Source organism: Vibrio ishigakensis, from assembly GCF_024347675.1.
GTDB classification, from domain to species: domain Bacteria; phylum Pseudomonadota; class Gammaproteobacteria; order Enterobacterales; family Vibrionaceae; genus Vibrio; species Vibrio ishigakensis.
Genome location: NZ_AP024881.1, coordinates 764091 through 788570 on the forward strand (window position 1 = coordinate 764091; position 24480 = coordinate 788570).

Annotated in this window: 24 protein-coding genes; 17 read left to right on the plus strand and 7 right to left on the minus strand. The window is 46.0% G+C overall.

Features of this window, described 5'->3' with window-relative positions; all coding sequences use genetic code 11:
- Nucleotides 1–29: 29 nt before the first annotated feature.
- Genes Pcarn_RS03665 through Pcarn_RS03675 form a run of 3 tightly spaced genes read right to left on the minus strand, consistent with a single transcriptional unit; the run spans nt 30 to nt 3220 of the window.
- The gene (locus Pcarn_RS03665; RefSeq protein ID WP_261835038.1) at nt 30–1346 is read right to left on the minus strand and encodes an anti-phage deoxyguanosine triphosphatase; all 1317 of its coding nucleotides are present in this window, start codon (nt 1344–1346) and stop codon (nt 30–32) included.
- Nucleotides 1347–1358: 12 nt separating this feature from the next.
- Nucleotides 1359–1946 carry a 5'-deoxynucleotidase gene (gene yfbR, locus Pcarn_RS03670; RefSeq protein WP_261835039.1) on the minus strand — a complete coding sequence of 196 codons (588 nt, stop codon included), beginning with the start codon at nt 1944–1946 and terminating at the stop codon, nt 1359–1361.
- Nucleotides 1947–2005: 59 nt separating this feature from the next.
- Complete coding sequence (locus tag Pcarn_RS03675; protein WP_261835040.1) at nt 2006–3220, minus strand: pyridoxal phosphate-dependent aminotransferase; 1215 nt, start codon at nt 3218–3220, stop codon at nt 2006–2008.
- Between the two features lie 240 nt (nt 3221–3460).
- On the opposite strand from Pcarn_RS03675, the gene Pcarn_RS03680 reads away from it, so the two are divergent.
- The 6 genes from Pcarn_RS03680 to Pcarn_RS03705 all read left to right on the plus strand — a co-directional run bounded on the left by Pcarn_RS03680 (nt 3461) and on the right by Pcarn_RS03705 (nt 9888).
- Complete coding sequence (locus Pcarn_RS03680; RefSeq protein WP_390904467.1) at nt 3461–4765, plus strand: isochorismate synthase; 1305 nt, start codon at nt 3461–3463, stop codon at nt 4763–4765.
- Nucleotides 4762–6456 (plus strand): 2-succinyl-5-enolpyruvyl-6-hydroxy-3-cyclohexene-1-carboxylic-acid synthase, encoded by a 1695-nt coding sequence (menD, locus tag Pcarn_RS03685; protein ID WP_261835041.1) that lies wholly within the window; start codon nt 4762–4764, stop codon nt 6454–6456. Before Pcarn_RS03680 ends, menD begins: the two co-directional genes overlap by 4 nt.
- Before the next feature lies 1 nt (nt 6457).
- Nucleotides 6458–7228, plus strand: coding sequence for a 2-succinyl-6-hydroxy-2,4-cyclohexadiene-1-carboxylate synthase (gene menH, locus Pcarn_RS03690; protein ID WP_261835042.1), 771 nt, complete (start codon nt 6458–6460; stop codon nt 7226–7228).
- Between the two features lie 18 nt (nt 7229–7246).
- Nucleotides 7247–8245, plus strand: coding sequence for an o-succinylbenzoate synthase (gene menC / locus Pcarn_RS03695; protein WP_261835043.1), 999 nt, complete (start codon nt 7247–7249; stop codon nt 8243–8245).
- Nucleotides 8235–9590 (plus strand): o-succinylbenzoate--CoA ligase, encoded by a 1356-nt coding sequence (gene menE, locus Pcarn_RS03700; RefSeq protein ID WP_261835044.1) that lies wholly within the window; start codon nt 8235–8237, stop codon nt 9588–9590. The genes menC and menE overlap by 11 nt, the downstream gene beginning before the upstream one ends.
- A gap of 103 nt (nt 9591–9693) precedes the next feature.
- Nucleotides 9694–9888, plus strand: a complete 195-nt coding sequence (locus Pcarn_RS03705; protein WP_261835045.1) for a hypothetical protein — start codon at nt 9694–9696, stop codon at nt 9886–9888.
- Here the strand turns inward: Pcarn_RS03705 and Pcarn_RS03710 are convergent.
- Nucleotides 9883–10803: a YeiH family protein gene (locus Pcarn_RS03710; protein WP_261835046.1), complete on the minus strand. Its 921-nt coding sequence runs from the start codon at nt 10801–10803 to the stop codon at nt 9883–9885. The two genes, Pcarn_RS03705 and Pcarn_RS03710, sit on opposite strands and share 6 nt — an antisense overlap.
- 246 nt (nt 10804–11049) lie before the next feature.
- Here Pcarn_RS03710 and Pcarn_RS03715 point away from each other — a divergent pair, with 246 nt between their 5' ends.
- The 3 genes from Pcarn_RS03715 to Pcarn_RS03725 all read left to right on the plus strand — a co-directional run bounded on the left by Pcarn_RS03715 (nt 11050) and on the right by Pcarn_RS03725 (nt 13340).
- Nucleotides 11050–11937, plus strand: a complete 888-nt coding sequence (locus Pcarn_RS03715) for a Tim44 domain-containing protein (protein WP_261835047.1) — start codon at nt 11050–11052, stop codon at nt 11935–11937.
- 66 nt (nt 11938–12003) lie between these two features.
- Nucleotides 12004–12528, plus strand: coding sequence for an RNA 2',3'-cyclic phosphodiesterase (gene thpR, locus Pcarn_RS03720; protein WP_261835048.1), 525 nt, complete (start codon nt 12004–12006; stop codon nt 12526–12528).
- An 11-nt stretch (nt 12529–12539) separates the two neighbouring features.
- The gene (locus Pcarn_RS03725; RefSeq protein WP_261835049.1) at nt 12540–13340 is read left to right on the plus strand and encodes a Cof-type HAD-IIB family hydrolase; all 801 of its coding nucleotides are present in this window, start codon (nt 12540–12542) and stop codon (nt 13338–13340) included.
- A gap of 46 nt (nt 13341–13386) precedes the next feature.
- Here Pcarn_RS03725 and dsbB read toward each other — a convergent pair whose 3' ends face one another.
- Nucleotides 13387–13905 carry a disulfide bond formation protein DsbB gene (gene dsbB, locus Pcarn_RS03730; protein ID WP_261835050.1) on the minus strand — a complete coding sequence of 173 codons (519 nt, stop codon included), beginning with the start codon at nt 13903–13905 and terminating at the stop codon, nt 13387–13389.
- 177 nt (nt 13906–14082) lie between these two features.
- Nucleotides 14083–15678, minus strand: a complete 1596-nt coding sequence (gene nhaB / locus Pcarn_RS03735) for a Na(+)/H(+) antiporter NhaB (RefSeq protein WP_261835051.1) — start codon at nt 15676–15678, stop codon at nt 14083–14085.
- Nucleotides 15679–16228: 550 nt separating this feature from the next.
- Between nhaB and fadR the strand changes: the two genes are divergently transcribed.
- From fadR to Pcarn_RS03775, 8 genes are all read left to right on the plus strand, one after another.
- Nucleotides 16229–17068, plus strand: coding sequence for a fatty acid metabolism transcriptional regulator FadR (fadR, locus tag Pcarn_RS03740; protein ID WP_261835634.1), 840 nt, complete (start codon nt 16229–16231; stop codon nt 17066–17068).
- 299 nt (nt 17069–17367) lie between these two features.
- Nucleotides 17368–17637 carry a hypothetical protein gene (locus tag Pcarn_RS03745; protein WP_261835052.1) on the plus strand — a complete coding sequence of 90 codons (270 nt, stop codon included), beginning with the start codon at nt 17368–17370 and terminating at the stop codon, nt 17635–17637.
- Between the two features lie 137 nt (nt 17638–17774).
- Nucleotides 17775–19085 carry a hypothetical protein gene (locus tag Pcarn_RS03750; RefSeq protein WP_261835053.1) on the plus strand — a complete coding sequence of 437 codons (1311 nt, stop codon included), beginning with the start codon at nt 17775–17777 and terminating at the stop codon, nt 19083–19085.
- Nucleotides 19086–19526: 441 nt separating this feature from the next.
- Nucleotides 19527–20195 (plus strand): metal ABC transporter ATP-binding protein, encoded by a 669-nt coding sequence (locus Pcarn_RS03755; protein ID WP_261835054.1) that lies wholly within the window; start codon nt 19527–19529, stop codon nt 20193–20195.
- Nucleotides 20195–21037, plus strand: coding sequence for a metal ABC transporter permease (locus Pcarn_RS03760; RefSeq protein ID WP_261835055.1), 843 nt, complete (start codon nt 20195–20197; stop codon nt 21035–21037). Before Pcarn_RS03755 ends, Pcarn_RS03760 begins: the two co-directional genes overlap by 1 nt.
- 29 nt (nt 21038–21066) lie before the next feature.
- Nucleotides 21067–21942 (plus strand): metal ABC transporter solute-binding protein, Zn/Mn family, encoded by an 876-nt coding sequence (locus Pcarn_RS03765; protein WP_261835056.1) that lies wholly within the window; start codon nt 21067–21069, stop codon nt 21940–21942.
- A gap of 43 nt (nt 21943–21985) precedes the next feature.
- Nucleotides 21986–22609, plus strand: coding sequence for a DUF1007 family protein (locus Pcarn_RS03770; RefSeq protein ID WP_261835057.1), 624 nt, complete (start codon nt 21986–21988; stop codon nt 22607–22609).
- A complete protein-coding gene (locus Pcarn_RS03775; protein WP_261835058.1) occupies nt 22596–23540 on the plus strand; it encodes a nickel/cobalt transporter in 945 nt (314 codons plus the stop codon). Before Pcarn_RS03770 ends, Pcarn_RS03775 begins: the two co-directional genes overlap by 14 nt.
- A 277-nt stretch (nt 23541–23817) precedes the next feature.
- On the opposite strand, the gene Pcarn_RS03780 is transcribed toward Pcarn_RS03775, so the two are convergent.
- Nucleotides 23818–24393 (minus strand): DUF2796 domain-containing protein, encoded by a 576-nt coding sequence (locus Pcarn_RS03780; protein ID WP_261835059.1) that lies wholly within the window; start codon nt 24391–24393, stop codon nt 23818–23820.
- Nucleotides 24394–24480: the final 87 nt, after the last annotated feature.

A 24480-nucleotide genomic window follows, 5' to 3' on the forward strand; every position in this document is an offset into this window, starting at 1 on the left:
AGTGTGAATAAAATGTCATACGGATAAGCCTAGCTGGCAAACATCTGGCTATGAAGCCTTTGCGCATAGCCATCCGTCATATTGGCGATATAGTCACAGATAACCCTTAATCCTTGGTCGTGCTCATCTCTTGCTCTGCGCCATTTCACCTTAGTGGCATCGGGTAATAGTCGCTCTGGGTCGCCACTGAGTGCTTGGAAAAGATCGATAATTACCTGCTGACCGCGATATTCGATGATCTGCACTGAGGTGGCTTGGATCACAAACTGGCTAACGAAGGTTTTGAATACCTGCAGTACCTCTAGCATTGGTGCTTTTAAGGTGGCGTTGAAGGCTAACAAGGGATGCATACCCTCACACTCGCTGACCTGTTTTAGTTCAGCACTGGTGAGTAGGGCATTCACTATACCGCCTATGGCATCCTTTCTAAGATAATGTTCTCCAGAGAAAAGCTGTTCGCTGAGTCTGTTGATATTGGCTTCAAACCAAGGGCTACCGCTCTGCGTTAGTTTGGGTTGGGCATGTTCCATCCATTGATGTCGACTAACCAGCCCAAGCACTATGGCATCTTCAAGGTCGTGAACACCGTAGGCAATGTCATCAGCTAACTCCATGATAGAGCAGTCTAAAGACTTCAACTTGGTGCGCTTAGGTCTATATCTATCGCCATTCGGAGAGTAAACCTGACAGAACTGCTCACGCTCTTCATCTGAAAATTCACTTAATACCCAATGAAAGTTTTTGCTGTCCACGTCATAGATGCCTTTTGCAGGCGTCCAGCGACTGGATTTAAGCTGCCTAGGGTTATCGACACCGTCAGGTATGGAGTCTCGTTCGACCTGTGATAATAGGCTCGGGTATTTGATTAGACCGAGTAGGGTGCGCCTACAAAGATTCATACCGTGGTGCTGGGTGTATGGCTCCAATTGACTAACAATTCGGAAGGTTTGAGCGTTCCCCTCAAAACCGCCGTGCTCTCGCATCATATAGTTGAGCGCGACCTCTCCACCATGACCAAAGGGTGGATGACCAATATCGTGAGCGAGACAAAGGGTTTCAACAAGGCTTTCTGGAGGCAGGATCTCTGCCTTCTCAGGATGCTTAGACTTTAGCTGGGCAAGAATACCGCCCCCTATCTGGGCGGCTTCCAAGGAATGAGTTAGTCGGGTTCGATGAAAGTCATTGCTACCTGTGCCATGGATCTGAGTCTTGGCTTGAAGGCGCCTGAACGCGGCGGAGTGTAATACTCTAGCCCTGTCTCGCTGATAGGCATCTCTATGGTCATTGGTTCTGGCTTTCTGCTCGTTATCGATGCGTTCAAGCCAGGTATCGGATAGATTGGTCAAAGGCAGATTCACTTAGCTGATTTCATCCAATGTCAGTTCGAAGCTATTGGCAAAGGTACACAAGAAATAGCGCATCTCTTTGGACTCTCGGTCTTGTAGAGTCTTTTCTAGATTACGCTTGGCCGCCGCATATTCATGATTACCTGCTGAGAGCTCTTCGAGGCATTTGAGATAGGCACAAATGGAGTCGGCTTGCTTCACCATCTGTTGCTCTTCTTCAGTGCATTTCCCTGAGATAAGGAAGGGTTCGAAGTCTTCCTTAAACTCATCTGGCACCATAGAGAGAAGCTTCTGCTCGGCAGCGGCCTCTATCTTTTTGTATTCTTTTGCGATCTCAGGGTTATAGTATTTCACTGGTGTGGGCAAATCACCTGTCAGCACCTCACTGGTATCGTGATACATAGCCAGCACCGCCAATCTCTCTGGGTTTACCTGGCCCCCAAACTTCTTGTTTTTAATGACCCCAAGCGCGTGTGCCACAAAAGCTACTTGTAGGCTGTGCTCGGAAATATTTTCTGAAGATATCGAGCGCATTAAGGGCCAACGTTGAATAAGTTGCATGCGGGCAAGGTGAGCGAAGAAGTGACTTTGTTCGTGCATGATATTCCTTAAATTTGGCTAAGCCCTAAAAAACAAAAAGAGGCCAAAGGCCTCTTTTTTTATTGTGTGTAGGTGCTGATAAAGCGCTCGAATCTACCGATTGCCATTTCCAAGTCTTCCACATGGGGCAGGGTAACGATTCTGAAGTGATCCGGTTTAGGCCAATTAAACCCAGACCCTTGAACTAAAAGCACTTTTTCTTGTTTAAGAAAGTCTAGCACCATTTTCTGATCGTTATGGATTTTGTACATCTTAGGATCAAGCTTAGGGAATAGATACAAAGCCCCCTTGGGCTTGACGCAAGAAACCCCTGGAATCGAGGTGATCAGCTCGTGGGCTTTATCTCTTTGCTCAAGCAATCGACCACCCGGCAAGATAAGCTCATTAATACTTTGGTAACCACCCAGTGCGGTTTGCACGGCATGCTGCATAGGCACGTTGGCACATAAACGCATAGAGGCAAGCATATCTAAGCCATCTACATAACCTTTGGCAAGGTGCTTAGGCCCACTTAGGAACATCCAGCCGCTACGAAAACCACAGATACGGTACGCTTTGGATAAACCGTTGAAGGTTACTGTCACCACGTCTTCTGAAAGGGTCGCAATAGAGGTGTGAGTTGCACCATCGTAAAGAATCTTGTCGTAGATCTCATCGGCAAAGATGATCAGGTTGTGCTGGCGAGCAATCTCAACAACCTTGAGTAGGAAGTCACGGCTATACACGGCACCCGTTGGGTTATTTGGGTTGATCAGTACGATACCGCGAGTCTTTGGAGTGATCTTTGCCTTGATGTCTTCAAGATCTGGGAACCAGTCAGACTCTTCGTCGCAGATATAATGAACAGGGTTGCCACCTGATAGCGATACTGCTGCAGTCCATAGCGGATAGTCTGGTGCTGGTACTAGCATTTCATCGCCATTATTCAGCAACGCTTGCATTGCCATCACGATAAGTTCAGATACACCGTTACCCATGTATACATCTTCAACATCAAGGGAGCGAAGTCCTTTGCGTTGATAGTATTGAACCACAGCTTTACGTGCAGAATAGATGCCCTTTGAGTCGCAATAACCCTGAGAAGTAGGGAGGTTGCGCAGCACATCTACTAAGATTTCATCGGGTGTATCGAAGCCAAATGGGGCGGGGTTACCAATGTTTAGCTTTAGAATTTTGTGCCCCTCCTCTTCCATGCGTTTAGCATGCTTGAGTACAGGACCACGAATGTCATAGCATACACTATCGAGTTTTGACGACATCTCGATATTATTCATTGTTAACCCTTAGATTTATCTGGTGTGAATAAGATCAAATTACACCAATTCCCCAACTTTTAGTAGAAAAATCTGTACTAAGTAACTGAGTTAATACGTAAATCTAAACAAGAATTTTTGCTTCAGGTATAAAATCAAAGTTTGCTCTAGAATTGAAAGTAAGTGGCTTGATCTGATGGGTTAAGCGACCTAGAGTAAGCGCACTGCAATTCATATAAAAACAGAGAGTTAGAGGTAACCTTGCCTAACTTGGTTCACGCCATTCAAACGTTGCTAGAGGAAGTCGAAGCCGCTTCCATTGAAACCACGCGTATCGAATTACCCATAGAGTCAGTGCACGCGGATCATGTCGTGCCTTGGATGGCGAAACAGGCCGTCTTTCCTAAGTTTTACTGGCAGTCTAGGGACACCACCGAAGAAACTGTAGCCCTTGGTCAGGCACGTACCTTCAGTGATATTAACCCTGCCTACTCTGTTTTAAGTAGCAATCAAAGAATCTGGGGCGGCTATGCTTTTCCGCGTTCAAGCAAGCATGATGCTTGTTTGTCATCCTACTTTTTCCTACCTCAGATTGAGCTTCTAAGGCGTCGTGATCAATGGTTTATCGCAGCCAATCTTTTGGAAGATAAGGACTCACTGCGCAGAGCAATCCATAGACTTAGCACTGACCTGACTGCTGGTTTTAATCAGATGCCCGATGTGGAGTCGGTGCAACACACTCCCAGTAAAGAGCATTGGGAGCGTAACGTGAACCTTGCGCTCAAGACCATTGAAGGGACTGAACTGAAAAAGGTGGTGTTAGCAAGGCAGACGGTAATCAGTCTAAGTGCACCCATGCAGGGCTATGAGCTTCTAGACCTTAGCCGTCAGCAAAATCGCCACAGCTTCCATTTCTTGATGCAATTAGATGCCGAGCACGCCTTTATAGGTTCGACACCAGAGCGCCTATACAGTCGCAGAGGCAGCCTGCTTGAAACTGAAGCACTTGCAGGCACTATTGGTCGTGACGCTAACCCTTCTCAAGACCTTGAGCTTGCGAATTGGCTTATTCAGGATGAGAAAAACCTTCAAGAAAACCAATACGTTGTCGATGATATCATCGAGCGTTTAACGCCATTCTGCCAGCGAGTGGATGTGGAACAAGAACCTCGTCTGGTGCGCCTTCGTAGGGTCCAGCATCTTAAGCGCCATATACAGGCAGAGCTTACCGCCCATGCTGATAGAAGCAAGCTTCTACAAGCGTTGCAGCCAACGGCAGCCGTAGCCGGCTTGCCTCGCGGTCAGGCTCTTGAGTTTATTGAACAAAACGAACCCTTTTCCCGCGCATGGTATGCAGGGTCTGTAGGCTATATCAGCGAAACTGAAGCTGAGTTCTGTGTCGCTATCCGAAGTGCCTTGGTGCAAGGGAAACGTCTGAGTCTGTTTGCCGGGGCTGGCATAGTCCCTGGCTCGCACGCTGAGCACGAATGGCAGGAGCTGGACAAAAAGATGTCGACACTGCTGAGCCTTATCACTGAGCAAAGTATCCTGGAACAAGCGTCATGATCTCAATCAACGCATTGGGGCAGGCGCAGTTAAATCGTGTTTGGAGCGCGACTTTATTAGAAGAGTTAACACGATTTGGTGTCTCTGAGGTATGCGTTGCTCCCGGTTCTCGTTCCACGCCTCTAACTCTAGAGGCCGAACTTAACCCAAAGCTTAATCTGCATACTCATTTTGATGAGCGCGGCTTAGGTTTTTACGCGCTTGGTATGGCTAAGGCGAGCAAGGCGCCGGTTGCTGTAGTGGTGACCTCAGGTACCGCAGTCGCCAATCTGCTCCCTGCGGTGGCAGAAGCAAACCTTACCGGAGAGAAGTTAATACTGCTGACTGCGGATCGCCCCATAGACTTAGTAGGTTGTGGTGCCAACCAGGCGATAGTGCAATCCAATATATTTTCTAGTCATGTGGTTAGAAGCGTTGAACTGCCTAGTCCAAGCCCGCAGCAGAGTTTTGATTGGCTACTCAGCACCCTAGATGATGCTTTGTTCGCTCAAGTGGGCGGCCCTATACATATCAATTGCGCCTTTCCTGAGCCTTTGTATACAGAAGAGCCTATTGTTCTTGCTGATATAGACGAAGTTCCGAAAAATTGGCTAGAGTCTGTCACCAGTTATAGCGATGACTTTACTCGCAGTAACGCTAGATTCGATTTAGAGCAATGGCTTTCAACCCACCACAACCGCAAGGGGTTGATTGTGGTGGGAAGCACCACTCTTGGGCAGGCAACACATGCGAAAGCACTTTCTGAAGAGCTTGGCTGGCCAATCTTGTGTGACCCGCAATCGGGTCAGAGCTCAGACTGGGCGAGTTATGATGTTTGGCTGCAAGGTTCGATGGCGAACAAAGCTCTAGCTCAGTGTGAGGTCATTCTTCAATTTGGTGCTCGATTGGTTTCAAAGCGCTTACTCGCCTTTATCAAGAAGCAGGCTGGAACTTGGTCTCCGGACCGCTATTTATTGGTCAGCGATGAACCTAGCAGGCTTAACCCAGACCATTTACCCATGACTCGTGCCCATGGCGTCAGCTGGCCCAAAACACTAATGAACAGTGATACCTCGGGGTGGGGTAATGGCTTGAAGAAATGGAAAGAGGTCGTTTCTTCACAGGTAAATGCGCACGCCTCAGAGGCTCTGTCTGAACTGGAACTCACCAGTAAACTCTCAGAGCTCAGTGAAGAATATAACCTGTTTATCGGCAACAGCTTAGGCGTTCGCTTGGTGGATATGTTCTCCCAACATGCCCTAGGTGAGGTCTACTCGAATCGCGGTGCGTCGGGTATCGATGGCCTTGTTGCTACCTGTGCCGGGGTTTCCAGTGCTATCGGTGAACGAACCCTTCTAATGCTGGGTGATACCTCGCTACTTCACGATCTCAATTCACTGTCCCTGCATAGAGACAAGAACAACCTTATCTTGGTCATCAACAATGATGGGGGCGCTATCTTCGACATGCTTCCTGTGGATGCCTCACATAAGCAGAAACTGTATCAAATGCCACATGGCTATCAGTTTGAGCATGCGGCTAAGCAGTTTGGTTTGGACTATGCGCAAGTCGCCGAATTCGAAACTCTGAAGACTAAGATCTCTGAGCACAGAGATTCCGGTACCAATACCTTGCTCATTGAAGTCATCACCCCCCCAGAGCAAGCGACTGAGCATATTCGCGCCATCACTGCCAAGATACGCGCACTCTGATATGAGCAAGCGTACCAAGGTCAATATTGTATTTGTGCATGGTTTTCTGGGTAGCAGTGAAGACTGGAGTCAGGTGATCTCTCAATTACCAAGTTGGGCTGAGGGGCACTGTATTGACCTTCCAGGTCACGGTAAAAACCAAGATCTAGAGCCAAAATCTTTGGATGATTTCTCTTCCTATCTACTCTCAGCGCTCAAGCCTCTTACGAAGTCAAAACGCCCCCTCGTGCTGGTGGGATATTCACTTGGCGCAAGGGTACTCATGTACAGTTTGACCCCACAAGTGTGCGCCAGTTTGAATATTCGTAAGCTGGTGGTTGAGGGTGGAAACTTTGGCCTGCTTCGCCGGTCTGATAGAGAGACGCGTTGGCACAACGATAGCGCTTGGATTGAACGCTTTACCCATGACCCCATTGCAGAGGTTCTTGAGGATTGGTATCGCCAGCCAGTTTTCTCTCACCTGACTCAAACTCAAAGAGCTAAGTTGGTGGAGGAGCGGTCTCACAATAGTGGCGCGGCGCTAGCTAAGGTGATGCGAGCAAGCTCACTGGCTAAGCAGCCTTATTTGATGCCGAGATTGGAAGGTTTACCAATGGCGTTTGTGGTAGGCGAGAAAGATACCAAGTTTAGACATTTATATAGGGAATTTGGTCTTAAATATCATCTAGTTGAAGATGCTGGGCACAATGCCCACAAGGAGCAACCACAGAAATTTATCACGGTTCTGACGCAGATTTTGAGTGATGAATTAGACTCTTCCCTGAAGACTTAGCTTAGGAAAATAATAACGATGAGAAAGGCTAATATTTACCACTACCAGTTGCCAATGGACAGCGGGGTGGTATTGAGAGATAAGAAACTGACCCAAAGAGAGGGGTGGATCGTCGAGCTAGTCGAGGACAATAAAACAGGCCTAGGTGAAGTTGCCCCGCTTCCTGGCTTTAGTATCGAAACCTTAGACCAAGCATTCACTGAGACCGTCTCTAGGCTTTCAAGATGGGTAGAGGGTGAAGCCCTAGATAGTCATTCAAGCCTGCCATCTGTGGCTTGGGGTTTATCTATGGCGGAGTATGAACTGCAAGGCTTACTGCGAGAAGAAGGCTTCTATCAGGTTGCGCCGCTCTGCTCAGGTGACCCTGACGACCTGCTACCTGCACTAAGCCAGCTCCCGGGAGAGAAGATAGCCAAGATCAAGGTTGGCCTTTATGAGCCTATCCGCGATGGCATCTTGGTAAACCTATTTCTAGAATCCATTCCAGACCTTCATTTGCGATTAGATGCGAACCGTTCTTGGAGTCTTGAAAAGGCGAATCAGTTTGCCAAGTATGTGAAGCCGGATAATCGCTCACGTATTCGCTTTCTAGAAGAGCCATGCTTGAAGCCAAGCGATAGCATCACCTTTGCTATAGAGAGCGGAATGGCGATTGCGTGGGATGAAACCCTGCAAAATGCAGTGAAGAATCCTGACTTCTCTTTTGGGCAACTCACCGGTGCTAAGGCGATAGTTATCAAGCCGAGCTTGGTAGGGAATATCGACCGCTGTATTCATCTGATTGAAGAGGCGCAGTCTCTTGGTCTGACTGCAGTGGTAAGCTCTAGCCTAGAATCTAGCTTAGGTCTTACCCAATTAGCTCGATTTGCTAAGCAGTTTACCCCAATGACCTTACCGGGCTTAGATACCCTTCAGCTGTTCCAAAAGCAGCTTCATACCCCATGGCCAGGCAGTGAATTGCCTATCGCTAGCCTTGCTGAGCAAACCATGGTTTGGCACCAGCAAAGTGACGCGTAAAAGCCCACTAGCGGTAAGAAAAGCCTCCAGTAACCTTGCCCTTGTATGTAACAAGGGCGACTTCACTTGGCATCAGTTAGCCCAGCATGTCGGCGGAATTCAACTACAGCTTGAAGAAAAAGGTTTTGTTAAAGGTGATGTGCTGTTGGCAATCACACCGCACAGCTCCTTTGAATTGATCCTTGTTTATCTGGCTTGCATCGAACAGGGAGTTACCTGTGCGCTAGTACCTGAACTGCCTACCCCTGAATTAGATAAGCGCATTCAAACCTCTGGAGCAAAAGCTGTATTCCTTTGCCCAAATACATCTCTGACACTTGATGGAGCCCTAGAGATTGATTTTGCTTTAGAGCAGGGGCTTGAAACGCAGAACTACTCCGAGCAAAACCTCACCAGCCTTATCTTTACCTCAGGCTCAACTGGAGAGCCTAAGGCTGTCGCCCACAGCGTGCATAACCATTTGAGCTCTGCCAGTGGTATCCAAGGTGCGCTCATGTTTGACGCATCCAGCCGTTGGCTTTTGTCGCTACCCATGTTCCATGTTTCTGGTCTAGCGATTGTATGGCGCTGGCTGTTTTCGGGCTGCATCATAAAGCTCAAACAGGGCAAGGCTCTTGAGCTTGACGGCATTACTCACACATCTATGGTGCCGACTCAATTGCAGCGAGCTTTGGACTCAGGGAATTTGGGTAACCTTAAAACTGTCCTTCTCGGTGGCGCCATCATTCCGCATCAACTAGCTATCGAAGCCGCTAAGTTTGGAGTGAGAACCTGGGCAGGCTATGGTATGACGGAGATGGCCTCTACCGTGACAGCAAAACAGGTCAATGAGATAGATAGTGTTGGCACAGTTCTGCCTAATCGTGAATTGAAACTAGAGCAAGATAGGATCTGGGTTAGGGGTGACACCTTGGCCCAAGGCTATTGGCAAAGAGGTGAGTTAACACCTCTAACTCTAAAAGATGGCTGGTTTGATACCAAAGACTTGGGGTACTGGATAGGTAATGAGCTTTGCATTGCTGGTCGTGCCGATAATATGTTCATCTCCGGTGGCGAAAACATTCACTGTGAAGAAATAGAGAGAGTACTTCTTAGTCATCCTGATGTTGAGCAGGCTTTTATTATTCCAGTTGAAGACGTCACCTTTGGTCATAGACCTGTCGCTATGATTTTGGGGCCTGATGAGCTTAACCAAGAATTGAAACAAGAGCTTCAAAATCACTGTGCGCGAACCCTGCAAAGGTTCAAGCTCCCGCAAGACTACCATCTGATACCACCAAAATTCTTATCCCAAGGCATCAAGGTTTCGCGTAAGAAACTGGCTGAATATCTAAGTAGTTTTTGAGCAACTCATAATCGAATTTGTTATGAGATAGAGCAAAAGGGAATTTTTTCAAAGCCTTATACAAGCGCATAATTCCTTCCAACAAGGCAGTTTGGAATGAATTATGAAATGGATATGGGCATTGGTGGCAAGCTGCTTGATTGTGGCGCTACTTAATGAAGGCTTGGTAGGTTCGATAGCGGAAGCGCTAGGGTATGGCTTTGCTCTGTTTGGCGCATACAAATTAGGCTCACCGAAAAAGGCGAGCCTAAGAATGAAGTCTAGGGTGACACCGAGTCAGTACGACAAGGTGTTATAGAAGCCAGAGCAGGGAACCCACTGAAATGGCAATCCAAAGACCAATACCAAATAGCATAGGCTTCATACCCGCTTCTTTGACCTGCTCTAGCGAGATAGCCGAACCAATTAAGAATAGACAGGCAACCAGAGTCTGCTTAGCAATAGAGAAGGTCACATCATACACCGCCTGAAACTGGGGAAGCAGGTCACTTACCACCACGGCAGCGATATATAGGAAGATAAAGGTAGGCACCTGAATCTTTTTATTGCCTTTACCGAAATACCAAGCACTCATCAAAGCAACAGGGATGATCCACAGGGCGCGCGCAAGCTTAAGCGTAGTGGCTGTTTTTAACGCTTCCTCACCATAGGCGCCTGCAGCACCCACTACCGACGAGGTGTCATGGATAGCGATGGCGGCCCACATACCAAAGGTGTGTTGGTCCATGTTTAGAGCATGGCCGATAACAGGGAAGATAAACAGTGCAATAGAGTTGAGCACAAACACAGTCGCAAGGGCTAAACCAGTTTGGTTGGCGTTGGCATTGATAGCCGGAGAAACTGCCGCGATTGCACTTCCCCCACAGATAGCAGTACCGCTTGAGATAAGGTAGCCCGTCTTTTTATCAAGCCCTATCTTTAAAGCGATCCAAGTTCCCAGAATCAGGGTAACAAAGATAGTGGTGACGATAAGTCCGATACCACTGCTAGTGGCTTGAAAGGCTTCAGACAAAGAAATACCAAAGCCCAACCCTATGATGGAGTAGCTCAAAAGCTTCTTGGTCCACTTAGAGATAGGCAGGGTGTTAGGAACCAATCCGAGCTGTGACAGGATAAGACCTAAAACCAAAGCGGAAGGAGAATGTAGCCAAGGTGTAAAGCACGCTATGAGAGCGAGAAAAAAGGGCAGGTGCTTTGCTGAAATATGTTGCATGGCTTAATTTTAAAGGGCTGGTTAGCGAAAGCGTCCATGATAGCTATCAAAGCACGGCTATGCGACAAAACCTTCTGTATAGACTACAAAGTTCTATTTAGAATAATGTATATTCTATTACTGCATTAAAAATAGTGTGAAATAGAGCAAGGTTGCAAAGAAATTTAACATTTGAAACATGAAACCAAGTTTAATTGTTGAGCTCTAATAGGTAATATTGCTGAAATTCAAAAGTGAAGAGACATTATGAAACGAATTTTTTCTATCATGGCGATGGTGCTAGTCTCTGTTTCTATGGTGTTCGCACCAGCAACAGAAGCTAAACGATTCGGCGGTGGTAAATCTTTTGGTAAGAGCTTTAAAACGGCTCCTGCACCGAAGGCAAATCCAACCAACACTAACTCGATCAACAACAAGGGCACACAAAACCCAACCTCTAGAAAGGGCGGCCTAATGGGTGGCCTTCTAGGCGGTCTGTTGGCGGGTGGCCTGCTCGCTGCTTTCTTTGGTGGCGCGTTTGAAGGTATCCAATTCATGGATATCCTGATCATCGGTTTGATTGCCTTCTTCTTGTTCAAGTTCCTACGTGGCATGCTGGGTGCAAAAGCGGGCAGTATGAATCAGCAACGTCCAGCTTACTCAAACGGTCCTCAGCACGACGCTCAGTTCCGTCAGCAGGCTGATCAAGGTTTCCAAACTAACAACTCTGGCAACAACGCTTTCCAAGGTGGCTTCGGTGCTAACGCTCAATCTGACGTTCCACACAACTATCCACCGGGTTTTGACCACGCTGCATTTATCAACGGTTCTCGTGAGCACTACCGTATTCTGCAAGGCGCTTGGAACCACAATGAACTGCACACTATTGAAGAATACGTAGCGCCTGCTCTGTTTGCCGAGCTAAAAGCAGAACGTGCTTCTTATGCGGGTGAGCAACATACCGATGTTATGTATGTGGATGCTGAGATTGTACGTGCGGACTACGACGCTTCTAAAGCGCAACTTAGCCTACAATTTACGGGTCGTTATCGCGATGCCGTGGAAGGTATTGAAGAAGACATCAACGATGTTTGGCACCTTGAGCGTGACCTAACTCAACCAAACGCACCTTGGTTGATCGTTGGTATCCAGTAATACCGAAAAGAGTTAATAGCATGGCCAGTCAAACGACTGGCCTTTTTTATGCTAGTAGGAGAGAGATTGCGCCTGTTCTATGCCTTAACCTTCGATGATGCTGTCCAAGAAGAGATAGCTCAGCTTCAAGAGTTGTTGCGAGCGCAGAGGTATCGTGGCCGCTTGGTGCGTCAGGACAACCTACACCTTACCTTAGATTTCATCGGTGAGGTTAAAGACGATGGTAAGGTAGAGATATTAAAGCAGCAACTTCTCGGCTTACCTGATATGCCCAATACTCTAACATTGGCCGGCTTTGGGCGATTTAAGCAAGGCTTAGTTTGGGCTAGGGTGGTTGAGGACCCGAGCCTCCATCAATTGCAGTCTGATCTGAGAGCGCGTTTAATAAATCTTGGCTTTAGTATTGAGGACAGGGAGTATCGTCCACATATTACCTTGGGCCGAAATCTGCGCCTCAAGGTGCCGGTTTCAGAGCTTAATGGGCCAGAGATGAGAGTAGCCCCCAAGGCGGTTGCTTTAATGCAAAGCACTCACCTCAATGATCGCTTGGTCTACCGACCAGTTGCCCAAATCCTTTTAGATAAACAGTAATAAGTAGGCTTATGACACAACAAAAAATTAAGTTCGTCGCCGTGGATATGGACGGAACTTTGCTAAATGAAAACGGCGAGCTACCTAAGGACTTCTTTAGTGTGTTTGAACAGCTGAAGCACAATAACATCTTGTTTGCGGCTGCATCGGGTCGTCAATACTACAGTTTGCGAGATACCTTCGAGAAGGTGCAAGATGAGATGCTATTCATAGCTGAGAATGGCACCTTTGTGATGCATAAAGGCGAAGAGCTGTATAGTGCGACTATGCCAAAACAAGAAATCGTAGAAATAGTAAATGCAGTTAGAGCGATCCCCAATGCCTATCTTGTTCTGTGCGGTAAGCGTTCTGCCTATATTGAAACACAGGACCCTGTAGCGCTTGAAGAGATCCAACATTACTATCATAGATGCGAATATGTTGAAGATGTACTTTCGATAGAAGATGACTTTATCAAGGTCGCAGTTTGCCATTTCGGTGGCACCGAGGAGCTGGTTTATCCTACACTCGCTCCTAAGTTTGCCCAAACTCACCAAGTGGTAATTAGCGGTCGTATCTGGCTAGATCTGATGAATATCTGTGCTTCCAAAGGTGATGCGATCAAGCAACTGCAAAACCGTTTTGACTTCACTGAACAACAAACAATGAGCTTTGGTGACTATCTAAATGATATCGAGATGCTGAAGGTAAGCTACTACTCTTATGCTATGGCGAACGCCCACCCAGAGGTGAAAGCGATAGCCAGATTCTCCGCTCCAAGTAATTACGACGATGGAGTGATGCAGGTGCTGAAGCAGCATCTAGCCGAATAATTAAGACCTAAAAAAACGCTCCGATACCATCGGAGCGTTTTTTGTTTTATCGATTCTTAAGCCCAACCAGTTGAACGGCTGAAAACAGCACGCTGAACACTAGGCTGATGCCAAAGATGATCACGAGCCACTGTGGCATTGATAGGTCTAGGAACTGCCAAACGATCTTGCTGCAATCTCCATAGGCTTCAAACAGCCAAGGTGCCCATTGGTTGAGGGGTGCCCAATCCGGGAAGTTCACAAAGATATCGCAGGTTTTAAATGGAGATGGATTGAATTGATAGTCCACATGCTCTAATGCAAGGAGCAAACCTTTAAAGCTAGAGGTTATCCAGCCTGCAAGACCAACAAACCTAAGCACATTGTTCTTTGGGTTTATCATGCCAATGATGGCGGCAAAGCCAATGCCAAACATGGCCACACGCTCGTAGATACACATAACACAAGGCGCCAGCATCATGACGTGTTGGAAGTAGAGTGCGCAAAGTTCTAGGGCGATAATTACGAGAAGAAGCAGCAACCAAGATAGACGGTTGCGAGAGAATTGATACAGAGAATCGAGCATTAATTGTTCCTAAATCGGGCGTCCGAACCCACTAAACTAAAATCAGTTTAAAAATAAAAAACCGGCGAGTAAACGCCGGTTTCAGTTATTGTGCTTGATGCGTCCCTTTTTAGTACATCTATTCGGTAAAGAGTTCCAACAATTCCCTACAAAAATGAATGCAAAGGGCCACAGATTTTAGTGGTGTCCTGCAGGCAGTACCGCATTGTCCATAGGGATAGGCTTATCGCTGATCCAACCCATATCTAGGAACATTGCCGACATAGGTTCTAGGAAGAACATGATGCCAATCATACCCACAATTGCTAGCACTACAGTGTATGGAAACGCCATGATTACCATGCGGCCATAAGACAGACGGATAAGCGGTGCTAGGGTCGAGGTTAGCAGGAATAGGAAGGCTGCTTGGCCGTTTGGCGTTGCTACCGATGGTAGGTTAGTACCTGTGTTGATAGCCACCGCTAGAAGGTCAAACTGCTCACGGTCAATAACGCCTTTGATAAGCGCATCTTTAACTTCGTTGATGTATACAGTACCCACGAATACGTTGTCAGAAACCATAGACAGCAAACCGTTAGCTACATAGAACAGCGCCAGCTGAGAGTTCTGGTCTTCAACCGCCAGTACTGCGTCGATCACTGGAGCGAATAGGTCTTGTTCAATGATTACCGCAACGATGGCAAAGAATACGGTTAGAAGTGCGGTGAACGGCAGAGCCTCTTCGAACGCTTTACCAAGCGCGTGCTCTTCGATAATACCAGTGAAGGCCGTTGCAAAGATGATAACCGAAAGACCGATAAGACCTACAGCCGCTAGGTGAAGCGCCAGGCCTACAATAAGCCATACAGCGATAGCGCCTTGAACCCAAAGCTTAGCAACATCTTGTTTAGTACGACGTTGCTTTTGTTCGCGGTCGTAGTCTACCAGGATGTTACGTACATGTTCTGGAAGCTCTGCGCCGTAGCCACAGATCTTAAACTTCTCTACAAAGACTGTAGTAAGCAGACCCGCGAAGAAAACAGGTAGAGTTACTGGAAGCATACGCACAATAAACTCACCAAATTCCCAACCTGCTTGATCTGCGATGATCAGGTTTTGTGGCTCACCTACCATGGTCATTACACCACCAAGCGCGGTACCTACACCTGCGTGCATTAGCAGTGAACGAAGGAAGGCACGATAGTCATCCAAGTCTTCACGAGTTAGCTCGTTAAGGTGCTCATCTTTGGTGTGGTCGTGGCTGCTGGCTGTGCCCTTGCCCGATACTACCTTGTGATAGATAGAGTAGAAACCTACCGCTACGCTGATCACTACCGCGATTACCGTCAGTGCATCTAGGAATGCAGATAGAAAAGCTGCCGCCGCACAGAAAGAGACAGAAAGAAGGATCTTAGAGCGGATGCCAAGCAGTATCTTGGTAAATATATACAGAAGCAGTTGCTTCATAAAGTAGATGCCAGCAACCATAAAGATCAGTAGCAATAGCACTTCAATATTGGCAACCAATTCGTGTTTTACCAACTCGGGTGTGGTCATCCCCATGGCTACTGCTTCAATAGCAAGCAGACCACCAGGCTGTAGTGGGTAGCATTTAAGTGCCATAGCTAGAGTGAATATGAATTCAACAACTAGTAGCCAGCCCGCAACGAAGGGGTCGACAAAAAAGAACACAATAGGGTTAATGATCAGGAAGGCGATGATGGCAACCTTGTACCAATCTGGCGCTTTACCAAGGAAGTTCTTGATAAAAGCGTTTCCTAGACTCAACGGCATAACACTTCTCTTTAGGTTTGATAGTTGCAAAGCGGGTGAGCAATCAGCAAAAGAGTGCGTTTCTTTGACTCATGACTCACCGTGATTTTGCGCAACTTTACGCTTATAAAAAAATCAGTCAACACTATAGTGTGATTTAGCTCGTGTTAATGATAAAAAACACATAAAAAGAGCCTTTTTCTAGGGTTTTTGTGCTCTTTTGGTGATCTGGGGGATTTATTGGGTGTGTTTACTAGGTATCTTGAATTGACAACAATATTTTATATGTAAGTTATTGATTAATAACGATATGTGTTAATTTTTTAGATAAGTTAAATATTTCAATAGTCATACAATTGTACGGTGTATTGTGTATCTGGCTGATTTTGGCACTACATATGATTTGTTTGAAATTGAGGATAATTATTTAAAATTTCTGTTGTTAAAATCAGTCTGGCTAATGACTTAGAACCGTTAATGATTTAACTCACAACTTACTTTGCTCTGGTTTAGACAAACGTGATTAAAGTGGTATGATGAGTTTAAATTGAATCAAAAAAATAAACCTAACATGGTAATCAAGGCAAAGAGCCCTGCCGGTTTTGCAGAAAAATACATTATCGAGAGCATCTGGAACGGCCGTTTCGCTCCAGGCTCAATTCTTCCCGCTGAACGCGAACTATCTGAACTGATTGGTGTAACACGTACTACTCTACGTGAGGTGCTTCAGCGTCTAGCGCGTGATGGTTGGCTAACCATTCAGCACGGTAAACCAACTAAGGTAAATCAGTTTATGGAGACTTCAGGTCTGCATATCCTAGATACCTTGATGACACTGGATGCAGACAACGCAACTAGCATCGTTGAAGACCTGCTTGCAGCGCGCACCAATATTAGTCCTATCTTTATGCGTTATGCATTTAAGGTAAATAAAGAGCAGTCTGAAGAGACCATACGCCGTGTGATCGATTCATGTGAAGCTCTAGTTGCAGCAGAGTCTCATGCTGCCTTTATGGAGAGCTTTCCGTTTGCCGATAAGATCGCGCAAAATGTGAAAGAGGACAACGAGAAGGACGAGTTGAAGCGTGATGCTATCTTGGTCGCTAAAACCTTCAACTATTACGATTACATGTTGTTCCAGCACTTAGCCTTCCATTCTGGCAACCAGATCTACGGCTTGATCTTTAATGGTCTGCGTAAGCTGTATGACCGTGTTGGTGCTTACTACTTCTCTAACCCAGCAGCGCGTGATTTAGCACTTAAGTTCTACAAGGACCTGCTGAGAGTGTGTGAAGAGGGTCAGCGCGATGCGATTCCTGCCCTTGTTCGTCACTACGGTATGGACAGTGCACAGATCTGGAATGAGATGAAGAAAACACTACCGACAAACTTCACTGAAGACGATAGCTAATCTCAACTAAATCAATTGTTTAAATCCACCCTAGCGGTGGATTTTTTTATTTTTGAAAGTTTTTCACTGTGACCTAGGTCTCATTATCTGAGAGGTCAATATGGGTGTTATTTGTCCAGTTGATGCGGAGAAAAGTGGGATCTTGATCCAATAAAGATTTCGAACCGTAAGTACTCCCAGTCCCTAGCTCTAGGTTGAGCCGAGTTGATACCAAGGAAGTGTAAACTTTGGCAACGTGGCATCGCGGTACGGAAAATAGGGGCGCTCAAATCTTTAACACTGTTTAAGAGGGCGTTCACATGAACCTAAAAGTTACTGTTATTACTTCACTTGTCGTAGCATTCGCTCCAGCGGTATCGGCTGCCGAGGCACCTTCATTTAATGACCTATTTGGCTCTAGCATTTTGATTGCAGAGAATCGTTCAGGCAACAGCAATGACATGCGAGGCCACAGTTCAAAACCAATGGCAGATGATTCAATGATCGAAGCTTATGAAAGCAAAGAAATGGACAGCGAGATCATGAACGATAGCCAAGAAAGAGGTCGAATCCATCACAAACGCGCTTAATGTGATGAGAGATGAAATAGCCGCCTTCAACCGGGCGGTTTTTTTTTGTGCCTCCAAAACTGAGATCAAAGCTTCAACCTCCCTAAGTCACTGATTTGGTGTTTAAGCTACGCGCTTTTTAATGATTAGGGAAAATTATGAATTTGGCTAGAGGCTTAGTGTGCCTGTTTTGTTTGGCGCTACTAAATGGCTGTAACGACGGATGGGATTTTAGTAATCAACATCATGGAAAACAAAAAGGCTCACCTCAGGCGCAGATGTCTACCTCTGCCTTGTCTGATGCCTTGAATACCCTTTATTACCTGACGGTAAAGGATATGACGGCAAGCGATTTGCCCTTTGCCAGCACCGGACCAGGTGTAGCTAGACTGCTAATACCAAATAAGGCGTTCAATGGGTTAACGGCTGCACAAGCGGATCTTAGTTTCGATAATAACCAACCACTGACTATTACCGACGGTGGTTCACCCTCGAGCTCGGTCTACGATTGGCACTGCTACCAGTCTGACTCTATGTCTGTAGATGTAGACAGCGATGGTATGACAGTTGATGGCACGATTACCGAATACGAATATTCGAACGGGTGCAGTGCTAGCAATCATAAAGTTGCGTCTTACAGGTTCGAGAGTGCTCATCTAAATAGTGGTTTTATCTTTGATTCCGGCGAGGTTAGAGACCTTCTGCAACATCGCACTTTGAGAGCAAATCAATGGCTCATAGACAGTATGGCTTCTCGAGTAGAGAAGTTATTTGGTAAAGCATGGCTGGCACAGTGGCAACAGGCTTCTAAGAATGCCGGAGAGGACTTTTTAACTCTGGATAGACAAGGTAAGGTCGTTTATGACCAACTCCCCCCTGAGATGGTTGATTTCAATTCGTTAGACCCTGATGCAGTTTTGGATGGCACTGTGTTTGGTGGTGGTGCATCTGCTAGCCAGAAGTGGTGTCGAATCGTCAATATTCCTACAGGCTTTGACCTTGATAGCCAAAAGGTCCAGACCATGATTGCGGTTAACTGTGCCCGCTCAAGTAAGCGCTATTGTGAGGGGCATGGTGGTTTTCCAGCAGGCATGCAGCAAGCAAACTCGCCATTGGCTTGGAGTGATGATACCTATCACAACGCCATGCAGAATACTTTAGAGCAACAAGCAAGGAACAAGCAGGGGCACTTTATCGTTAAGAGTGGTGCACAGAACGCGTTTTCAGTAACACCCTATGGGGCAACTCCCTTTGAAGGGGCTCTAAAAGCGATTTTCGGATATACAGATGTAAAGAATGCTGATCCTAAAAGCCCAACATTTAATAATGCAGGTACTAATAGCTTTGTTGGCCATGCAGGTCACTGTCAGAATGAGATGTCTGATTTAAGCACTACGGGTTTGTCCTTCAAGGTCGTCACTAAAAATGGCGCCACTGGTATAGATTTTATTACTCAAGACTTTAATTAGTTTAAAACTCTGGTCGATAAAAAGGCATATATCCTGTGATATATGCCTTTTTATATGGATTAATATTCATATTTATTGGTGCGGTTGCATATATCTTATTTGTGATGGAAATCATAAATATTAGAACCATTCAAGGAAAGTTAGATTGAACATATAAGAGTTTAATTGTTGCTTTCTAATAAAATCAGTCACTTATATTGATTTTATTTATTGTCTTTTGTTCGGTTTAAAAACCGTTCGTTGTAGCCAAGCGGATAAATGTAGATGCTATGTTGTAACATTTTTCGTTAAGTCATCAGTATCAACAGAGTCAATGAATAGTAATCAAAACCACAAATATGACACTTATTTAATATCTCTATCGGCGTTAGGTCGTGTAGCGGGATTGGTTTTGATATTGGCTTGCCTGTGGCTGGGCATTAAATGGGCGGTGGCTTTAGCATGATATTTTTTAATAATCTTGTTATCGGTTATCAAAATAGCCCAGTTACCGAGGCGATAAACGGAACTATCACTAAGGCGAGTTTAACCGCCATCATAGGTCCAAACGGGGCGGGTAAGTCGACCCTACTAAAATCAATATGCGGCATTACTGAACCTATATCCGGCAACATTGAATTCAGCTCTGGTATGCACAGTGGTATCGCTTGGCTGCCCCAGCAATCAAATCTAGATAGAGACTTTCCCATCGATGTGTTCGAGGTGGTTTCTATGGGGTGTTGGCCTAGGAAAGGCATACTTAAGCGCCTGACATCAGGAGAAATACACAAAGTAAACAATGCACTGCAGCAGGTAGGCATCTTAGATCTGAAAAAGACCAGTATTGACCAACTCTCCGGTGGACAATTTCAGCGGATGTTGTTTGCACGGCTATTAGTGCAAGACACACCAATAATGCTGATGGATGAGCCCTTTGCCGGTATTGATGAAGAGACGCAAAAGTTGCTTCTTGAGTTGATTATCGATCTGCATCAGCAGGGTAAAACCATAATCGCGGTACTGCACGATATATCGTTAGTCGAGCGTCACTTTACAGACATTATCCATATTAAGCAGGGCTGCGTCTCCTTCAACAAGGGCGTTGCTTCTTCACATAAGGTGCACTGCTAATGTCGATGCATATATTTGATGCCTACATTCAATTTGGCTTTATGCGACGCTCTCTTATGGCGTGTATTGTTCTTTCATTTAGCCTGCCTCCCTTAGGTATCTTTCTATTGCTAAGACGCATGAGTTTAGTGGGGGATGCCCTTTCTCATGCGGTACTACCAGGGGTGGCGATTGGTTATCTGTTTGCTGGTATGTCTTTGTTTTATATGGGCCTAGGCGGATTTTTTGCTGGACTATTCGTTGCCCTTACCTCTAGTTGGCTAAGTAAACAAGCCAGGCTCAATGAAGACTCGACCTTTGCAGGTTTGTATTTAGGTTCTTTGGCATTAGGTGTGGTTATTGTCTCTTATCGCAAGAACAGCATCGACCTTTTACACCTGTTATTTGGCTCTTTATTAGCGGTAGATAACGGTGCGCTTATTTTTATTGGCGTAGTAGTCACTATTACCTTAATTATTTTAGCTCTTTTCTATCGAGCTATTGTATATGAGTCTTTTAATTCAAGCTTTTTTTCTACCTATTCATATAAATATTCCATTTATTTTCATGCGTTGTTTATGGGATTGGTTGTATTAAATCTAATAGCTGGGTTTCAGGTTCTAGGGACGTTAATGTCTGTGGGTCTTATGATGCTCCCTGCTATTTCATCTCGCTGCTGGACTAATCGACTGCCTATTATGCTGGCGTTAGCAATATCGTTTGGTGTTATGAGTTCGATATTGGGATTGACTTGGTCATGGTATCAGTCAATTCCTGCCGGTCCGGCAATTATATTGGTCGCCATGTTTTTTTTCATACTGTCTATTTTTTGCGGAAGTAAAAAAGGAATTCTAAGGCAGTAGTTGGCTCAATTCTTATTAGGGGAATCTCTATGAAACTATTAAAACTTGCTGGTGTAACGCTAGCGCTTGTATCTAGCAGTGCCGCTATGGCAGGTACGGTGAATGCTGTAGCGAGCTTCTCCGTGCTAGGTGATATTGTGCAGCAGGTGGGTGGCGAGCACGTCAAGGTAACCAGTTTGATTGGATCGGGAAGCGATCCTCATACCTTCTCTCCAACTCCACAAGATAGCATTACCTTGAACAAAGCAGACGTGGTATTCGTCAGCGGCCTTGGTCTAGAAGGCTGGACTGATCGCCTAGTTTCTGCCTCAGGTTATAAGGGAGATGTGATTACCGCATCGGAAGGCATTCAGACTCGCAGCATGATTGATGACGGTGAGAAGATGGTCGATCCTCATGCATGGAACAGTATGGCGAACGGTGTGACCTATGCCACCAATGTAATGAATGCCTTGATTAAGGCTGATCCAGAAGATGCGGATTACTTTAAACAGCACGGTGAGGCCTATATCAAGCAGCTAAATGAGCTGAACACTTGGGCCATAGACACCTTTAAAGCGATTCCAAAGGAAAAGCGCAAGGTTTTGACTAGCCACGATGCCTTTGGCTATTTCGGTGCTGAATACGGTGTTGAATTTATGGCGCCTCAAGGCTTCTCGACTGAGTCAGAGGCGAGTTCACAACATGTCGCAGGTCTTATTAATCAGATCAAAGCGGAGAAGGTAACCACCTACTTTATGGAAGACCAAACCGATCCACGCTTGGTTAAGCAGGTTGCCGCCGCGACGGGTGCCAAGGTTGGCGGCGAGCTATACCCTGAAGCTCTGTCTCAATCTGATGTAGCCAACACTTATGTAAAAGCGTTTAAGCACAACGTAACCGTGATGGCGAACAGCATGAAGTAGGCACCCGATGAAGCATCCTATCAATATCCAGTTGCGAGCCATTATGGCAGTTTTATTAGGCTTGTCCTTTTCTGGTTCAGCATTGGCTCATCCGCACTCGTGGATAGACACCAAAACTCAGATACTGGGGAATAACCAAACCATTGATGGTTTTAAGATGGAATGGACGTTCGATAGGATGACAACGGCCTACTTGTTTGATGGTGAGGATATGTCGCCTCACCATCAACAGCAGACCCTTAAGGCGATAGCGAAATCCATTATCAACAACATGTCGCCATCCCATAACTTTACCTACTTGGACGAAGCTAAGCATTCATTAGACTACCAAAAGGTCTCTGACGAAACGCTAAGGGTTGAAAAGGGTAAGGCTATCTTGGACTTTACTCTGTTGTTAGATAAACCCTATCAGTTTCACGGCAAACCCCTGGCTCTACGCATCTTTGATCCTACCTACTATGTGGATATGTCCTGGGATTCGGCTAGTGATGTGCAGTTTTCTAAAGGGCTAGAGGGGAATTGCTCGTCTACCCTAATTGAGCCGCATCCAACGGCGGCACAGGTGAATAAAGCCATGACACTCCCAGTCGATGCGAGTCCAGATTATCAGTTGGGTAAAGTATTCACTCAAACTCTTAACTTCAGTTGTCACTATGAAGATAAATAAAATCACTCCGCTTACCGCTTCACCCAAAGCAGAGAGTATCACTAAGCCTATTCTGCTGATCTCTGTTGTACTAACGCTGGTAATCGCTGCACTTTGGTTACTTTGGCCTACGATTCTGATCAAGAGTATCCACTTCCAAAAAGTCTATCTAGATTATCTCACCGAGCAGTTTTATACCGGTGATACCAAAGCTGACCTTATTATCTTAGGTGTCTGTTTTTTATATGGGATACTGCATGCCCTTGGCCCAGGGCATGGCAAAGTAGTGGTCAGCACTTATCTCGCTACCAACGACACTAAGCTTAAATCGGGTATTTTTATTACTATCTGCTCCGCTGTGGTTCAGGCTCTGGTGGCGGTGATATTGGTGAGTACCTTTGTCTTTGTGTTTCATCAAACCATGCGTAAGCTCAATGCCACTGTAACCGAGTTTGCAACCTATAGTGGTGTGGTGGTGTGTCTGCTGGGTACTCAGCTTATCTACACTGCGATAAAGAGATTGTATGTCTCAAGCAAGGCTAAGCATCACCACCATGGACCAAATTGTGGCTGTGGGCATAAGCACTCTGCAGATGCTTCAGAGTTAAATACCATCTCTAAACCCAAAGAGTATCTGATGATTATCCTGAGCATAGGATTAAGACCTTGTTCTGGCGCTATCTTAGTACTGTTTTTTGCAAACCTGACACACCTGTATTGGCTTGGCGTAATCGGTGCATTTCTAATGGCAATAGGTACGGCGATCACCACCTCGACAATCGCTTTTTTGACCGTTACAGGCCGAAAGGTAATCCAGTATTACACTAAGGTGTCGGGGGGCAGCGAAACCTTCCCGGCCTTGGCGAGAAGCTTGGCAGGGCTGTTTTTGATCACCATAGGCATATTACTCATGGTGGTGCCTACCTATGGCGTGTCACCTATCTTCTCTTAGTGTAGAGAGCACATTAGGGTCTGTTGACCTTTTGAGTTCGTTTTTGTAGCGAATTGTTGGGTATTTATACAAGGCAGGCACTTTTAGGTGTAGTGGTTCTACATGAAAAGTGTCTAACGCGGTAGAAATGCCCAACAAACGCTACCCGGGGGCTCGGCCAGAAACGATTTACTCTTTGTTGAGCCCCTTTTGCTTAGATGACTAGGCTGCAAGGACCTCGCCGCGATTAAATCGTTTCTGACTCGAGCAAAAGTCAACCGCAAAAGGTCAACAGACCCTAGCTATTTAAGCGGATATTGGTGTGGTCTTTGTCTAGCTCGGTGGCGTTTTGCGCGGTGTCGGTGAAATAATTTGCCGATATGGCCTTGGTTGATGGAAAGTGCTCAAACCAAGCAGTGTTGATCTCGCTGAGTTGCTCGGGTTTCTGGCAGTGGAACTGATATTTGATCTCGAAACTGGAGTGAGTGCTGTGCTCGACAAAAGGATTGTGTGCTCCCTCGGTTGCTGACGGAGTCAATGGGGACTTCACTAAGCTTACTTTGCTGTCAGTGACTGAGCATCTCGCCTCTGGACTAATATCAATAATGGATGAGTAGTCGTTTAGAAGTGTATTTGCAGTATCAATTGCTTTCTTTTCATCAGCATTATTGGCTGGATGCTCAAAGCCCACTATGTCCATGCCAGCTGCATAGATATCGATCAACAAGTCTTCACCATCCTGAGCAATATCATAGGTGACAAAGCCGTGTACATGAGCGCCATGTTGTCTAAAGCCTGAGGCGAAACTTGGCACTGCTAGGGATGCACATAGCAACGCAGCGAGAGTCTTAATGGTGAGGTGATTGTTTGGCATAGCAGGGCAGTTAACGACTTAAATACTGAAAGAAACAGTATATTGGCTTCTACCTAGCTAGGGCGTTTACTAATCTATATTCTCATT

Bases quoted from the DNA above. Each gene is read 5' to 3' on its own strand.
- yfbR (WP_261835039.1), bottom strand. From the start codon at position 1,946: ATGCACGAACAAAGTCACTTCTTCGCTCACCTTGCCCGCATGCAACTT.
- Pcarn_RS03675 (WP_261835040.1), bottom strand. From the start codon at position 3,220: ATGAATAATATCGAGATGTCGTCAAAACTCGATAGTGTATGCTATGAC.
- menD (WP_261835041.1), top strand. From the start codon at position 4,762: ATGATCTCAATCAACGCATTGGGGCAGGCGCAGTTAAATCGTGTTTGG.
- menH (WP_261835042.1), top strand. From the start codon at position 6,458: ATGAGCAAGCGTACCAAGGTCAATATTGTATTTGTGCATGGTTTTCTG.
- menC (WP_261835043.1), top strand. From the start codon at position 7,247: ATGAGAAAGGCTAATATTTACCACTACCAGTTGCCAATGGACAGCGGG.
- Pcarn_RS03705 (WP_261835045.1), top strand. From the start codon at position 9,694: ATGAAATGGATATGGGCATTGGTGGCAAGCTGCTTGATTGTGGCGCTA.
- Pcarn_RS03710 (WP_261835046.1), bottom strand. From the start codon at position 10,803: ATGCAACATATTTCAGCAAAGCACCTGCCCTTTTTTCTCGCTCTCATA.
- Pcarn_RS03715 (WP_261835047.1), top strand. From the start codon at position 11,050: ATGAAACGAATTTTTTCTATCATGGCGATGGTGCTAGTCTCTGTTTCT.
- Pcarn_RS03725 (WP_261835049.1), top strand. From the start codon at position 12,540: ATGACACAACAAAAAATTAAGTTCGTCGCCGTGGATATGGACGGAACT.
- dsbB (WP_261835050.1), bottom strand. From the start codon at position 13,905: ATGCTCGATTCTCTGTATCAATTCTCTCGCAACCGTCTATCTTGGTTG.
- nhaB (WP_261835051.1), bottom strand. From the start codon at position 15,678: ATGCCGTTGAGTCTAGGAAACGCTTTTATCAAGAACTTCCTTGGTAAA.
- fadR (WP_261835634.1), top strand. From the start codon at position 16,229: ATGGTAATCAAGGCAAAGAGCCCTGCCGGTTTTGCAGAAAAATACATT.
- Pcarn_RS03745 (WP_261835052.1), top strand. From the start codon at position 17,368: ATGAACCTAAAAGTTACTGTTATTACTTCACTTGTCGTAGCATTCGCT.
- Pcarn_RS03750 (WP_261835053.1), top strand. From the start codon at position 17,775: ATGAATTTGGCTAGAGGCTTAGTGTGCCTGTTTTGTTTGGCGCTACTA.
- Pcarn_RS03755 (WP_261835054.1), top strand. From the start codon at position 19,527: ATGATATTTTTTAATAATCTTGTTATCGGTTATCAAAATAGCCCAGTT.
- Pcarn_RS03760 (WP_261835055.1), top strand. From the start codon at position 20,195: ATGTCGATGCATATATTTGATGCCTACATTCAATTTGGCTTTATGCGA.
- Pcarn_RS03765 (WP_261835056.1), top strand. From the start codon at position 21,067: ATGAAACTATTAAAACTTGCTGGTGTAACGCTAGCGCTTGTATCTAGC.
- Pcarn_RS03770 (WP_261835057.1), top strand. From the start codon at position 21,986: ATGGCAGTTTTATTAGGCTTGTCCTTTTCTGGTTCAGCATTGGCTCAT.
- Pcarn_RS03775 (WP_261835058.1), top strand. From the start codon at position 22,596: ATGAAGATAAATAAAATCACTCCGCTTACCGCTTCACCCAAAGCAGAG.
- Pcarn_RS03780 (WP_261835059.1), bottom strand. From the start codon at position 24,393: ATGCCAAACAATCACCTCACCATTAAGACTCTCGCTGCGTTGCTATGT.